The organism is Pseudomonas sp. LPB4.O (assembly GCF_038383825.1).
Classification (GTDB): Bacteria; Pseudomonadota; Gammaproteobacteria; order Pseudomonadales; family Pseudomonadaceae; genus Aquipseudomonas; species Aquipseudomonas putida.
The window spans coordinates 3,443,308-3,456,353 of sequence record NZ_CP151298.1 but is presented as its reverse complement, the minus strand read 5'-3'; the positions used below and the strand labels follow the sequence as shown (position 1 = coordinate 3,456,353).

Sequence of the window (13,046 nt, the reverse complement as noted above, 5' to 3'; positions counted from 1 at the left end):
GGTGATGGCACCGTTCAGGGTCCTGATGGCATGCGCGCTTGCCGGTCATTGGGACTTGTTTGCAGGTCGTTTTGACTCGCTTGAGCGTTTGCCGGTTCGCTGCCGGCGGCCGCTTCGCTACAGGATTCACGTTTTGTCCGATCTCTCGAAAAATCCGCTGCTGCAGTACATGGCCCGTCTGGCCCCATCCAGCCAGCAAACCATGCGCTACATCCTTCAGGACGCCGCCGACCGGCTGGGCTTTGTCGACTGCAATGTCGTCGACGTGCCCTGGCATCGGCTAGAGCCCGGCCACGTGATCGCCTTGGTGTCGGCCCTGCGTGCCGACGGTTACGCGCCCAACAGCTCGTCGCTGTACGTCAACGCCATTCGCGGGGTGATGAACGAGGCCTGGCGCCAGGGCCTGATCGACCATGAGAAGCTGTTGCGCATTCGCGAGGTCAAACCGGCCACTGGCAGCCGCCTGCCGCCAGGGCGCAACCTGCGCCGCAGCCTGATTCGCGAACTGATGGATGTGTGTGCATCCGACCCGCGGCCGCAGGGGGTACGCGACGCGGCGATCATCGCCTTGCTGTACGGCACCGGCATGCGCAAGTCGGAGTCGGTGGACATCGACCTGGCCCAGGTTGATTTCGAGGCGCGCAGCCTGCAGGTGGTGGGCAAGGGCAACCACCAACTGATCAAGTACGCCCCGCCTTGGGCGTTCGAAAAGCTCCAGGCGTGGCTGGATTTGCGCCGTCAGGACCTGCCACCAGGGGCAGAAGACGACTTGTTCCTGTTCAACCGCATCCGCCGCGGTAGCCACATTACCCGGGCGCGTATCACCAAGCATGCGATTTACTACATTGCCCGCCAGCGCGGTGCGCAAGTGGGGGTGAAAATCATGCCGCATGACTTCCGCCGGGCGTTCATTACCCGGGTGATCGAAGAGCACGACCTGTCCATCGCGCAGAAGCTGGCGCACCATGTCAACATCCAGACCACAGCGATCTATGACCGGCGTGACGACAACGAACGTAGGCGTGCGGTTGACCGTTTCGATTACTGAGGTTTGATGTTTTGGGGCCGCGTTGCGGCCCTTTTTGCACTTCTGCCGGCACCGAAACAGGGCCAACCCACGCCCCTGCTTTGTGCGCCATCCCCTCGTATGCCCGATGCCAGAGCGGCCGAGGCGAAAGTTTCATTTGCCTTCACCTGCGGAGTTGGCCCGCAACCTGCTATATCCAGCCTGCGAATTTGATCGAGTGGTCAGGCCGCGCGTGCTAGCTGGTGCCCGCGCCGGACCCTCTAAACGGCCAGCAGGCCACGGATTTCAGGGGCCGCAGGATGTCGCTCGCGGAGCAGATCGAACAACTAGAGGACGATGCAGGCTGGAGCGCCCACCTGCAGTTGCGCTTTGTCAGGCGCGACGATGTGACCCGCCTTGGTGCGCGTAGGCATTTCGGACCTCTTTTGGTGCAGCGGCCTTTCTACCCGGAAGGTGCACCGTGCCACGTCTATGTATTGCACCCGCCGGGTGGCATCGTCGCCGGCGACCGTCTTGACCTGGATATCCATCTGGATCCCGGCAGCCATGCGCTGCTGACCATGCCCGGTGCCAGCAAGTTCTACCGCAGCATCGGCCCCACCGCGCGGCTGACCCAACGTTTTCAGCTGGCCGCCGGCAGCACCCTGGAATGGCTGCCGCAAGACAGCATCTTCTTTTCCGGCGCCCGCGCCAGCCTGCACAGCCGTTTTACCCTCGAGCCCGGGGCGCGCCTGCTGGCCTGGGAAACCCTGTGCCTGGGGCGCCCTGTGATGAACGAGCGTTTCGAGCAGGGCGCTCTGGACAGTCGTTTGCACATCGAATTACCCGACGAAGTCGGCCTGCATGAACGCCTGCGTATCGAAGGCGGGCGCCTCGACAAGCTTGGCGGCCACCCACTGCTTGCTACGTTCTGTGCGGCACCGGCCGACCAGGCGGTGCTTGAGCAGGTACGTCCACTGCTCGACGAACTGGCCAACCCGGCCGGCGCGACCCTGCTGGGGTCGTTGCTGGTTATCCGTGTGCTTGACCATGACAACCAACACCTGCAACGCACCCTGCAACGCCTGTGGCATGTGCTGCGCCCGGCCGTCCTCGGCCTGCCAGCCTGCCCACCGCGTATCTGGGCTACCTGAGAGAGCGCCATGGAGCTGACCCCGAGAGAGAAAGACAAACTGCTGCTGTTCACCGCCGCATTGCTGGCGGAACGGCGCCTGGCCCGTGGCCTGAAGCTCAATTACCCGGAGGCCGTGGCGCTGATCAGTGCTGCCGTGCTGGAAGGCGCCCGCGATGGCCGCACCGTTGCCGAACTGATGAGCCAGGGGCGCGAAGTGCTGACCCGCGAGCAAGTGATGCCCGGCATCGCCGAAATGCTCCACGACGTGCAGGTCGAAGCGACCTTCCCGGATGGCACCAAGCTTGTGACCGTGCATGACCCCATCGTCTGAAACAGCCCAGGAGCCCCGCATGATCCCAGGTGAAATCCAGGTCGCCGCTGGCGATATCGAGCTGAACAGTGGCCGCGAAACGGTCAGTGTCAGTGTGGCCAACCACGGCGACCGGCCGGTGCAGGTCGGCTCGCACTACCACTTCTACGAAGTCAACGACGCGCTGGTGTTCGACCGTGCGCCAACTCTGGGTTTTCGCCTGGATATCCCGGCCGGCACCGCCGTGCGTTTCGAGCCGGGTCAGGCGCGCACCGTGCACCTGGTGGCCTACGCCGGCAAGCGTGAAGTCTATGGCTTCCAGGGCAAGGTGATGGGCCCGCTGGAGGGCAGGGTATGAGCCGCATTTCCCGTCAGGCCTATGCCGACATGTTCGGGCCCACCGTGGGCGACCGTGTGCGGCTGGCCGACACAGCGTTGTGGGTAGAGGTGGAGAAGGACTACACCATCTACGGCGAAGAGGTGAAGTTTGGCGGTGGCAAGGTCATCCGCGACGGCATGGGGCAGGGCCAGATGCTGGCCGCCCAGGCCATGGACCTGGTGCTGACCAACGCCCTGATCATCGACCACTGGGGTATCGTCAAGGCCGATATCGGCATCAAGCACGGGCGAATCGCAGTGATCGGCAAGGCCGGCAACCCGGATGTGCAGCCTGGCGTCAACGTACCGGTGGGCCCCGGCACCGAAGTGATCGCGGCCGAGGGCAAGATCGTCACCGCCGGCGGTGTCGACTCGCATATCCACTTCATCTGCCCGCAGCAGGTGGATGAGGCCCTGAACAGCGGAGTCACTACCTTTATCGGCGGCGGCACCGGGCCGGCAACCGGCACCAATGCCACCACCTGCACGCCCGGCCCCTGGTACCTGGCGCGCATGCTGCAAGCCGCTGACAGCCTGCCGATCAACATCGGTCTGCTGGGCAAGGGCAATGCCTCGCGGCCAGACGCGCTGCGTGAGCAAATAGCGGCCGGTGCGGTGGGCCTGAAGCTGCATGAGGACTGGGGCTCGACCCCGGCGGCTATCGACTGCTGCCTGGGCGTGGCCGAGGAAATGGACATCCAGGTAGCGATCCATACCGACACCCTCAACGAGTCCGGTTGTATCGAAGACACCCTGGCGGCCATCGGCGACCGCACCATCCATACCTTCCACACCGAAGGTGCCGGTGGTGGTCACGCGCCGGACATCATCCGCGCTGCCGGGCAGGCCAACGTGCTGCCATCCTCGACCAACCCGACCCTGCCGTACACGGTAAATACCGTGGACGAGCACCTGGACATGCTCATGGTCTGCCACCACCTGGACCCGAGCATCGCCGAGGACGTGGCCTTTGCCGAATCGCGCATCCGCCGCGAAACCATTGCTGCCGAGGACATACTGCACGACATGGGCGCCTTTGCCATGACCTCGTCTGATTCCCAGGCCATGGGCCGGGTTGGCGAAGTGGTGCTGCGCACCTGGCAGGTTGCCCACCAGATGAAGCTGCGCCGTGGGCCTTTGGCGCCAGACACGGCCTACAGCGATAACTTCCGGGTCAAGCGCTACATCGCCAAATACACCATCAACCCGGCGCTGACCCACGGCATCGGCCACGAAGTGGGCTCGATAGAGGCGGGCAAGCTGGCCGACCTGGTGCTGTGGTCGCCAGCGTTCTTCGCGGTCAAGCCGGCCCTGGTGATCAAAGGCGGCATGATCGTCACCGCGCCCATGGGCGACATCAACGGGTCCATCCCCACGCCGCAGCCGGTGCACTACCGGCCGATGTTCGGCGCCCTCGGTGCCGCGCGACATGCCACGCGCATGACCTTCCTGCCCCAGGCGGCAATGGACCGTGGCCTGGCCAAAGAGCTGAACCTGCGCAGCTTGATTGGCGTGGTCAACGGCTGCCGCCGGGTGCGCAAGCCGGACATGGTCCACAACACCCTGCAACCGCTGATCGAGGTTGATGCGCAGACCTACCAGGTGCGCGCTGATGGCGAATTGCTGGTATGCGAGCCTGCCAGCGAACTGCCGCTGGCCCAGCGTTACTTCCTGTTTTAAAGGAGCACCAATGATTGTCTTGAACCGCCGTATCACCGACACCGGCACGCTTGCTGTAAGCGGCACCGTCACCCTGGACGTGGACAGCCGCATCAAGAGCCGCCTGCGGGTAACCCTGGACGATGGGCGCGAAGCCGGGCTTATGCTCGAGCGCGGCCACCTGTTGCGTGGCGGTGAACTGCTTGCCGATGCCGAAGGCAGCCAGCTGATTCGCGTACTGGCGGCGCCCGAGGCCGTGTCGACGGTGCGCTGCGCCGATCCGCACCTGCTGGCCCGCGCGGCCTATCACCTGGGTAACCGCCACGTGCCGCTGCAGATCGAGCCTGGCCTGTTGCGCTTCCAGCATGACCATGTGCTGGACGACATGCTGCGTGGCCTGGGCCTGACCGTAGAAGCGGAACAGGCACCATTCGAGCCTGAAGCGGGGGCGTACCAGAGCGCACCGCACGGCCACAGCCATGCCCACGGCCACGATCACCCGTTCGTGCGCCTGCCTGCCCATTCCTGAACTGCCTCGGAGCACCTATGAAAAAGACGTTCGCCCTGTTTCTGCTGATGCTGGCCCTGCCAGCCTTCGCCCACCCTGGCCATGACAGCAACCCGCTGCAGGACGGCCTGTTGCACCCGCTGACCGGCCTTGATCACCTGCTGATGCTGCTGGGCACCGGGGTACTCGCTGCATTGACCGGACGCAGCCTGACACTGCCCCTGGCAACCCTGGCGGCGATGTTTGGTGGGGCAGTGTGTGGCCACCTGTTTGGCGACGTGCTGGGCATGGAAACCTTGATCGCCCTGTCGCTGCTGGTGGCTGGCGGGGCGGTATTGCTGCCGAGCCGTCAGTTGCTGCTGGCCATGGCCATGCCAGTGTTCGCTCTGTTCCATGGCTGGGCCCATGGCGTAGAAGCCACGCCAAGTGCGTTCTGGCAATTCAGCGCCGGCTTTGTCGCGGTCAGCGGCCTGCTGCTGGCAGCGGGCTTTGCGGTCGGTTGCCTGTTGCGCCGTCACAGTGGCCTGCAGAAGGCCTTTGGCGGCGGCTTGCTGGCCAGCGCCGCGCTGGTGCTGGCCGGTTGATGGACAGCGACATGGCATTGCTGCGACTGCTGCAGCTGGCCAGCCCCGGCCTGCCGGTAGGGGGCTTCACCTACTCGCAGGGCCTGGAGTGGGCAGTGGAGGCGGGCTGGGTAAAAGGCGTGGACGGTTTCGCTGCCTGGCAGCGCGAGCAGGTCGACGACACCCTGGCCTGCCTCGACTGGCCGCTGCTGGCGCGCCTGTACCACGCTTGCCAGACCGAAAATGTCCAGACGTTCGCCCACTGGAGCCGCTTCCTGCTGGCCAACCGCGAGACCACCGAGCTGCGCCTTGAAGAGCAACAACGTGGCGCGGCGTTTGCGCGGCTGCTTGATGGCTGGCAACTGGGCCAGGCCCCGGCCTGGCGCGCCAGCCTTGAACTGACTCAGCTGGGCGGTATGGCCTGGTTGGCAGTGCACTGGGCAATTCCGCTGCGCCAGCTGGCCCTTGGCTATGCCTTTGCCTGGTTGGAGGGCGCGGTCATGGCCGGGGTCAAGCTGGTGCCTTTCGGCCAGCAGGCTGCCCAGACCTTGCTGCGCGACCTGAGCACCGGCTTGCCTGCGGCCCTCGACCAGGCATTGGCCCTGGGCGACGACCAGATCGGTGGCGGCCTGCCATTGCTGGCCATTGCGTCATCACGTCACGAAACCCAATACACCCGTTTGTTCCGTTCCTGAGGACTGCCTTCATGCAAAGCTATCAACAACCCCTGCGCGTCGGGGTCGGCGGCCCGGTCGGCTCTGGCAAGACTGCACTGCTGGAAGCGCTGTGCAAGGCCATGCGCGACCACTATCAGATCGCCGTGGTTACCAACGACATCTACACCAAGGAAGACCAGCGCATCCTCACCGAGGCCGGCGCCCTGGAGCCCGAGCGCATTGTGGGCGTGGAAACCGGCGGTTGCCCGCACACGGCGATCCGCGAAGACGCCTCGATGAACCTGGCTGCCGTCGAGGCGCTGGCGCGTAAGTTTGGCAACCTGGAGGTGATCTTCGTCGAAAGCGGCGGTGACAACCTCAGCGCCACGTTCAGCCCGGAGCTTGCCGACCTGACCATCTACGTGATCGACGTGGCCGAAGGCGAGAAGATACCGCGCAAGGGCGGCCCTGGCATTACCAAGTCGGACTTCCTGGTCATCAACAAGACCGACCTGGCGCCCTATGTAGGGGCTTCGTTGGAAGTGATGGAGCGCGACACCCAGCGCATGCGCCCGCAGCGGCCGTGGACCTTCAGCAACCTGAAGAAGGGTGAGGGGTTGCAGGCAGTGATTGATTTCATTGTCGAGCGCGGGATGCTGGGTGTGCGCGGCTAAAGAGCTGACAGCCATGCGCGGTCTGTGTAGGAGCGGCCTTGCGCCGCGAAAGGGCTGCAGAGCAGCCCAAGATCGCAAATTCAACACAGACTGCCGGGGCCGCTTTGCGGCCCTTTCGCGGCGCAAGGCCGCTCCTACAACGACCGTGCCTTGCCTCGATCATCTGTGGCAGCAGGGTGGCTTGTCTGGCTGCCCTTCATAGCGGTCATGGTGCCGCACCCAGTCCATGGTTCCGCTTTCGTTGCGCCCCAGTGGCGCAATGTCGAGGAAGTTGTAGGTATTGACCAGAATGTCCAGCCCGCGGGCATAGGTCGAGTAGGTGTGGTACACGCTGCCATCCGCTTCGCGGTAGAACGCACTCAAACCGGGCAATTCGCTTTCACTGCCCTCATACGGCTCATAGTTGTACTGCCGCTCACCCGCGCTGCCGACAGTGACGCCAAAGTCTTCGTTGAACCCGCTGCCGTGTGACGAGTACCAGGGGAACTGCCAGCCCATGCGCCGGCGGAACGCCTGGAACTCGGCGTACGGTGCCCGCGATACCGCCACCAGCGACACGTCGTGGTGAGCCAGGTGCAGGTTGGCACCGTCAAAATGGTCGGCCAGGAACGAGCAGCCGGGGCAGCCCTCGCTCCAGCCCTCGACGAACATGAAATGGTAAAGCAACAACTGGCTGCGCCCCGCAAACAGGTCGGCCAGGCTCAGCCCGCCGTCCGGCCCCTGAAACTGATAGTCGTGCTCGACCTTGACCCAGGGCAGGGCGCGGCGGGCTGCTGCCAGCGCATCGCGGTGGTGGGTAAAGGCTTTTTCGTGCAGCCACAGTTGCTGGCGGGCCGCCAGCCACTGGCTACGTGAAACCACCGGGTGCCTGCTTTCGCTTGTGCTCATGGTGCTGTCTCCACGCTGGGGGATTCACACACTAGTCGAGCACGCTAAGGTCGAATCGACAGGCACCGGTGACCGGCTGATGAGCGGTAAGGCGCTCAGCCCGAATGGGCGATATGCCCCTCGGTCAGTTCATCCGCTGCGTCTTCCTCGCCGGGCAGCGCGGTGATCACGCTGAAGTCACTGACCTCCACCTTGCCGCCGCCGTAGCCCAGCAAGTGGAAGGAAAACGCTTTGCGCTCGGTCGGGTTGTCAAAGCTGAACTCCATTTCCAGCGGCTCGTCGGCGGTGACCTTCACTTCAGCAGGCAAGCCCAACGGTACGTCCTGCTCCAGTTGCTTGGCCTTGAGCTGGATGTAGGCCACACGCTTGGGGTCCAGCGAGCGAACCTTGACCCGCACGCGGGTATGCGAGCCTTCCGGCATTTCCAGGTACTGGGCGCCGATCAGGTTGTCGGCCCAGTCATCGTGAATGCGCTTGCGCAACTTGATCGGCGAAGGGCCGCCGAACTGGTAGCGCAGGTTGAGCGGGGTTTGCAGCAGTGACTGGTCGAGCACCCCGGCCAGGGCGCCGATCTGCTGGCCGAGCAGGCTGTCGCCCGGGCCCAGGTAGCGGGCCTGATCGGCAATGAAGCCTTCGCTGGCGTACCGTCGGCAGCGTTGCTGGAAGTCACACTCTGTGAACACGCCTTGGCCATTGTGGTAACGCAGCATGCCGTTGGTGTAGGAAATCATCTCGCGGCCGGTGTTGTAGTCGCGGTACAGCGAGCGGCCGCCAAGCGCCATGGGAATGGGCAGCGCAAAGTAGTCGAGCACGGAGGTGGCCAGGTCGATATGGCCATAGGTGCCGCGTTTGATACGCGGCAGCTGCGCCTGCTCCGGCGCCAGGGTGAGGTTGAAGCCCCAGGATGAGGCCAGGCGCACGCCGTCGATACCATGGGACTCGTCGGAGGTCACCACCACCAGAGTGTCCTTGAGTACGCCCTGGCGTTCGAGGTTGTCGAGGAAGGCCCCGAGCGCGTCATCCAGGTAGGCGACCGCTGCCTGTTTTGGCGTGTCATAGCGCTCCAGGTATTCGGCTGGCGCGGAGTAGGGCTGGTGGGTACCCACGGTGAGCAGGGTCAGCATCCACGGCTTGTCTTGTTTCTGTAGCTGGCCGACGTAGTCCAGGGCACCTTCGAAGAAGGCGCGGTCATCCTTGCCCCAGGGGAAATCCAGGTAGTTCTTGTTGCGGAACCACTCCAGGCCATGTACCGAGTCGAAGCCGATATGCGGCATGATGCGGTCCTTGGCCATGAAGCGCAGGCCGGCACCTTGCAGGTAGTGGGTGGTGAAGCCGGCCTGGCGCAGTTGCGCTGGCAGGCAGGCCTGGTTGCGTTCGTTCTGCGTCAGCAGCTCTACGCCCTTTGGCGTGCCATTGGCCAGCTTGTCGTAATCACCACACAGCATCGCGTACAGGCCGCGGATGGTCTGGTGGGTATGCAGCACATAATCCGGGGTATTCATTCCCCGCTCGGCCCATTGACTGACCTTGGGCATCAGATCTTCGTCAAAGCGGCTGTGCAGGGCCTGGCGGTTGGGCCGCAGGTAGGCACCGGGGATGCCCTCCACGGTAATGACCAGCAGGTTGCGAGCGCTGCCTGGCCCGGCCAGCAGCCGCTGCCCGTGCAGGTCGGACTGGGTCAGGCCACTGCTGGCCAGCGGTGTGAACGTTTGCGTATGGCCCATCCAGCCTTCGACCGTGCGCTCCAGGCTGCCGACCCCGGCCGACATCAGTTGGTGGGTGAGGTTGTATTGGCGCCACTGGTCGGCGTCGGTAGGTGCCAGCTGCTGGCCACCCCAATGGGCACCAAACAGCAGTACCGGAATGGCCCAGGCCGTACGTGGCAGCGGCATGCTGCGCTGGCTGCGGCTGCGCCAGGCGGTGGCCAGCCACGCCAGCAGGCCGGCACCCATGGTCAAGGGCAGCCAGGCATGGGCCAGGCCGCCACCGGTTGAATTCTCCATGAACTGCGGGTCGACCAGGTAGGTCAGGTCGGCGCTGGTGGGTAACCGGCCCACAGCGCTTACCAACTCGGCTGAAGCCACCCACAGGGCTGCCCAGGCCAGCAGCACAGGCAGGGCCAGCCACCATGGCCGACGGTGCAGCAGCACTATCAGCAGGCTGCCAAGAGCGAGGTCGGACAGGTAACCGAGCGGGTTGGACCAGCCCAGCATGGCGCGCGTACCCAGTGGGATCACCAGTACCAGGGTTGCCAACGCGGCAAGCCGGGTACGTGGGTGGTCTGACAGGTTCTTCACAAAAACTTCCCTTTTGCCATTAAATCGTCATGCATCTGTGCTGGATGATAACAGGCCGGGGAAGGGAAAGCGGTTTGCTACAAGGCTGGTAACCAAAAGCCGGGCCCGCGCTAGCGGGCCCGGCAGAGGGCAAGTGTCAGAAGTAGTAGGGGAATTTCAGGCTGAAGGAAAAGTCTGGCGCATCATCGGTCAGACCAATGGACAGGTTGGGCACGATGGTCAGGTTGTCGGTGGCTGCGAAGGTCAAGCCGACGTTGAAGTTGGCCGCGTTGTAATCACTGTTGGAGATCGATTGCCAGTCGCCGCCATCGGGTTTGATCTTGCTCTTGCGGGCGAACTGGTCAGACACCGAGAACGACATGCTCATCTTTTCGTTCAGGGCAAAGGCAATACCGCCGCCAATCTGCCAGGAGTCGCCAAGCTTCACGTCACCCGGCACCTTGCTGTTGACCTGTGGGCTGATATCGCTGAACGAGTCCTGCATGTTGTAGGTGTACGACAGGCTGCCGAACAGCACGGCCGGGTCGAAGGTCTTGACCAGCGAGATGCCCGGTGTGATCGACCACACGCCGTTGCCGGTCGGCAGGCTGTCCGGGACTGCCAGGTTGCTGTTGCCGTCGACCTCGCGCAGCTTGATGCCGTATGGGTCCTTGCCGGTCGGCGCCTTGACCCGCAGGGTGGCAACCGCGTCAGGCCAGGTCTCGTCCTCGTCCAGGAACTTGTAGGCCACGCCCACGTTGATGTCGCCGATTTCCGGGTCGCGGGTGACGGTCGCATCGGAGGTGGTCGCCCCGGCGCCTCCCGCACCGCCAGACGAATACGTTGATTCGCGGTACACCACGGGCACGTTGATGTCGAACTGCCAGCGCTGCGCCAGGTTGTAGCGCGCGGTCATGTCCAGGGTCCAGTTGTCGGCCTTGATCCGGTCAAGGTTGATACTGCCGAGGAAGATCGAATCCAGTGCCAGGAAGCCATTGAGCGTCAGGGCACGGGTATCGTAATGGGTATAGGTGACACCCGTTTCGAAGCTGAACTTGCCGCCGCCAAAGAATCCGCTGGCTTCGTCATACAGGTTGGAAACACTTTGCGCCGGCTCGGAATCGGCGGTGAGCGCCTGGCCGTAAGAGCTGCCTGTGGTGCCTGGCGCGCCTGAGGCGACGGTCTGCGCACCTTTGACCCCCTCGGCGGGGGACTTGACCAGGCGTTTGGGCGGCGCTGCTGCGGGGGCCTCCTCGACCTGACGCACGCGCTGTTCAAGTACCATCAGCGCCTGTTGCTGGGCCTCGTAACGGCGTTTGAGTTCGATCAGTTCCTGTTTCAGCGCTTCGACCTGTGGATCGGCGGCTGCGTAGAGTGCTGTGGGTGCCAAGGTAGTCAAACACACAAAAGCTCTGAGCGTAAAAGATCGGTACATGGAGTTGCCGTCCCTTCCAACTACTTTTGATGAGACTGAGCGTAGATCAGTATCCGAAGGTGCGAAGACCTTTGAGCTGGTCAAGGCTGCCGTTGAGCGAAGCCGCTGTCGGCACGTTCTCACGCATGACGACATTCAAGGATGTCATGTTGCTGACCCGGTTGCCGTTGCCGAGCAATGTCGAGTTCTGCATCAGGCCCCCCTGGGCCAGGCGTTGCACGCTGCTGCCCTGGTTGTTGCTGGCATTGATATTGAGCTGCACACCTACACCGCTGGAAGACACACTGAGCGCGCCTGCGCCGTTTTCCCCGACCAGGGTCTGGCCGGCGGCCAGCACCTGGCCTTGCTGTTGCACGGCGGGGGCCTGGTTGGCCTTGGTGACGTTGATATCGACGTTGTTGTAGGCCGCGTTGTTGTCACCGGCCGCACGTACCACCTGGGTCACACCCTCGGTAGTAGCAAGGCCATTGCCGCCCGTCACCACGCCAGTCCCGGCAGAAGGCGCACTGCCCGGCGCCGTACCTGTACCTTTTTCATCAATCATCGATACATAGAACTGGGGCTTGATGGTCGACTGCTGAACCTGCAGCGTGGACGTCGCCCCAATCACGTCGCCCTTGGCGTTTTGCCAGGTGCTGCTCATGACGATGCCGAAGCTGACGATGCGTCCCGGCATCACGTAGCGGCCACGCAGATTCGCCAGCTCCTGGTCCTTCAGCTCAATGGGTTTCAACGCCTCGGCGTGGCTTGGCAGGCTGGCAGCCAGGCAGGCCATGGCCAGCCACAAAGAAGTCTTCATGAAATGCTCCCTGGAGCATCATGCTCCTTGTCATTAGAACAGTCGTTAGAAGAAGTCGCTTTTGATGAAGCCGAAGTCCAGCAGCTCGTTGTCCTTCACGGGGGTGAAGGTGTCCACCCGGCCCTTGGCGGTCAGCGGCAGGGGCGGGTCGAGCAGGATGTTGTTCTTGTCGTAACCCTGGCCGATCACGGCGAAAATGATGCCGTTCCAGCCCTTGAGGAAGTCTTCGACTTTGTAGCGTTTGTGGCCCAGTACCGGGTCACCGATGTACACCCAGCCTTTGTCGACCTTCTGCATGACCACGAAGTGCTTGTAGCCGCGCACGTCCATCAGCACCACGACCGGGATACGCACGCTGTGCAGGGTGTCGGGTGCTACGCGATACCCGCGGGCACGCATGCCCAGGCTTTCGACGTAGCGTTTCATGTCGAGCATCGAGAAGCCCTGCGTGCGCACCAGGTCCTGGTCGGCGTGGGCCAGCATGCCTTCGATGATCTGATGTTCGTCCACATCCAGCCAGTAGGCTTGGCGCAGGATGGTGGCCAGCGCGGCGGCGCCGCAGCTGAAGTCGGTTTTCTGTTGCACCAGGTCGGCAAATTTGCGTTCGCGCAGGCTCTGGAGGGGTTTGAACACCACGGCGCCGCCCGGCAGTACGGACAGCGGCATTTGTGCAGCTTCGCTCACGCTGGCCAGGCACAGCAAAAACGCCAAGGCGAAAATACGCATGATCGGTTGCCTTCCGGTGTGTTGAAGAAAGGC

General features: G+C 63.6%; 14 protein-coding genes. 9 read left to right on the top strand and 5 right to left on the bottom strand.

Going from position 1 to position 13,046, the window contains the following annotated elements:
* Positions 1-133 precede the first annotated feature (133 nt).
* The 9 genes from MRBLPB4O_RS15560 to ureG all read left to right on the top strand — a co-directional run bounded on the left by MRBLPB4O_RS15560 (position 134) and on the right by ureG (position 6,889).
* Positions 134-1,048: a tyrosine-type recombinase/integrase gene (locus tag MRBLPB4O_RS15560; protein ID WP_341795783.1), complete on the top strand. Its 915-nt coding sequence runs from the start codon at positions 134-136 to the stop codon at positions 1,046-1,048.
* A 278-nt stretch (positions 1,049-1,326) separates the two neighbouring features.
* Positions 1,327-2,160 (top strand): urease accessory protein UreD, encoded by an 834-nt coding sequence (locus MRBLPB4O_RS15555; RefSeq protein ID WP_341795782.1) that lies wholly within the window; start codon positions 1,327-1,329, stop codon positions 2,158-2,160.
* 9 nt (positions 2,161-2,169) lie between these two features.
* Positions 2,170-2,472, top strand: coding sequence for an urease subunit gamma (locus MRBLPB4O_RS15550; protein ID WP_016486440.1), 303 nt, complete (start codon positions 2,170-2,172; stop codon positions 2,470-2,472).
* Positions 2,473-2,491: 19 nt separating this feature from the next.
* On the top strand, positions 2,492-2,809 hold the full coding sequence (locus MRBLPB4O_RS15545; RefSeq protein ID WP_016500038.1) for an urease subunit beta: 318 nt from the start codon (positions 2,492-2,494) through the stop codon (positions 2,807-2,809).
* Positions 2,806-4,509, top strand: a complete 1,704-nt coding sequence (gene ureC, locus MRBLPB4O_RS15540; RefSeq protein WP_341795781.1) for an urease subunit alpha — start codon at positions 2,806-2,808, stop codon at positions 4,507-4,509. Before MRBLPB4O_RS15545 ends, ureC begins: the two co-directional genes overlap by 4 nt.
* Before the next feature lie 10 nt (positions 4,510-4,519).
* Complete coding sequence (ureE, locus tag MRBLPB4O_RS15535) at positions 4,520-5,017, top strand: urease accessory protein UreE (protein WP_063423950.1); 498 nt, start codon at positions 4,520-4,522, stop codon at positions 5,015-5,017.
* Positions 5,018-5,034: 17 nt separating this feature from the next.
* Complete coding sequence (locus tag MRBLPB4O_RS15530) at positions 5,035-5,580, top strand: HupE/UreJ family protein (RefSeq protein ID WP_063423951.1); 546 nt, start codon at positions 5,035-5,037, stop codon at positions 5,578-5,580.
* Complete coding sequence (locus MRBLPB4O_RS15525; protein WP_341795780.1) at positions 5,580-6,254, top strand: urease accessory protein UreF; 675 nt, start codon at positions 5,580-5,582, stop codon at positions 6,252-6,254. The genes MRBLPB4O_RS15530 and MRBLPB4O_RS15525 overlap by 1 nt, the downstream gene beginning before the upstream one ends.
* Positions 6,255-6,265: 11 nt before the next feature.
* Complete coding sequence (ureG, locus tag MRBLPB4O_RS15520) at positions 6,266-6,889, top strand: urease accessory protein UreG (RefSeq protein WP_010953755.1); 624 nt, start codon at positions 6,266-6,268, stop codon at positions 6,887-6,889.
* Positions 6,890-7,048: 159 nt separating this feature from the next.
* On the opposite strand, the gene MRBLPB4O_RS15515 is transcribed toward ureG, so the two are convergent.
* The 5 genes from MRBLPB4O_RS15515 to MRBLPB4O_RS15495 form a co-directional block, all read right to left on the bottom strand.
* Positions 7,049-7,777, bottom strand: coding sequence for a thioredoxin family protein (locus MRBLPB4O_RS15515; protein WP_341795779.1), 729 nt, complete (start codon positions 7,775-7,777; stop codon positions 7,049-7,051).
* 95 nt (positions 7,778-7,872) lie between these two features.
* The gene (locus MRBLPB4O_RS15510; RefSeq protein WP_341795778.1) at positions 7,873-10,074 is read right to left on the bottom strand and encodes an LTA synthase family protein; all 2,202 of its coding nucleotides are present in this window, start codon (positions 10,072-10,074) and stop codon (positions 7,873-7,875) included.
* A 136-nt stretch (positions 10,075-10,210) separates the two neighbouring features.
* On the bottom strand, positions 10,211-11,488 hold the full coding sequence (locus tag MRBLPB4O_RS15505) for a hypothetical protein (RefSeq protein WP_341795777.1): 1,278 nt from the start codon (positions 11,486-11,488) through the stop codon (positions 10,211-10,213).
* 46 nt (positions 11,489-11,534) lie between these two features.
* The gene (locus tag MRBLPB4O_RS15500) at positions 11,535-12,287 is read right to left on the bottom strand and encodes a hypothetical protein (RefSeq protein WP_016500030.1); all 753 of its coding nucleotides are present in this window, start codon (positions 12,285-12,287) and stop codon (positions 11,535-11,537) included.
* 45 nt (positions 12,288-12,332) lie between these two features.
* On the bottom strand, positions 12,333-13,013 hold the full coding sequence (locus MRBLPB4O_RS15495; RefSeq protein ID WP_341795776.1) for a C39 family peptidase: 681 nt from the start codon (positions 13,011-13,013) through the stop codon (positions 12,333-12,335).
* Positions 13,014-13,046: the final 33 nt, after the last annotated feature.

Excerpts from the sequence above, each read along its gene's own strand:
- MRBLPB4O_RS15495 (WP_341795776.1), bottom strand. The coding sequence starts at position 13,013 with ATGCGTATTTTCGCCTTGGCGTTTTTGCTGTGCCTGGCCAGCGTGAGC.
- ureE (WP_063423950.1), top strand. The coding sequence starts at position 4,520 with ATGATTGTCTTGAACCGCCGTATCACCGACACCGGCACGCTTGCTGTA.
- MRBLPB4O_RS15550 (WP_016486440.1), top strand. The coding sequence starts at position 2,170 with ATGGAGCTGACCCCGAGAGAGAAAGACAAACTGCTGCTGTTCACCGCC.
- MRBLPB4O_RS15525 (WP_341795780.1), top strand. The coding sequence starts at position 5,580 with ATGGACAGCGACATGGCATTGCTGCGACTGCTGCAGCTGGCCAGCCCC.
- ureC (WP_341795781.1), top strand. The coding sequence starts at position 2,806 with ATGAGCCGCATTTCCCGTCAGGCCTATGCCGACATGTTCGGGCCCACC.
- ureG (WP_010953755.1), top strand. The coding sequence starts at position 6,266 with ATGCAAAGCTATCAACAACCCCTGCGCGTCGGGGTCGGCGGCCCGGTC.
- MRBLPB4O_RS15545 (WP_016500038.1), top strand. The coding sequence starts at position 2,492 with ATGATCCCAGGTGAAATCCAGGTCGCCGCTGGCGATATCGAGCTGAAC.
- MRBLPB4O_RS15530 (WP_063423951.1), top strand. The coding sequence starts at position 5,035 with ATGAAAAAGACGTTCGCCCTGTTTCTGCTGATGCTGGCCCTGCCAGCC.
- MRBLPB4O_RS15505 (WP_341795777.1), bottom strand. The coding sequence starts at position 11,488 with ATGTACCGATCTTTTACGCTCAGAGCTTTTGTGTGTTTGACTACCTTG.
- MRBLPB4O_RS15515 (WP_341795779.1), bottom strand. The coding sequence starts at position 7,777 with ATGAGCACAAGCGAAAGCAGGCACCCGGTGGTTTCACGTAGCCAGTGG.
- MRBLPB4O_RS15555 (WP_341795782.1), top strand. The coding sequence starts at position 1,327 with ATGTCGCTCGCGGAGCAGATCGAACAACTAGAGGACGATGCAGGCTGG.
- MRBLPB4O_RS15500 (WP_016500030.1), bottom strand. The coding sequence starts at position 12,287 with ATGAAGACTTCTTTGTGGCTGGCCATGGCCTGCCTGGCTGCCAGCCTG.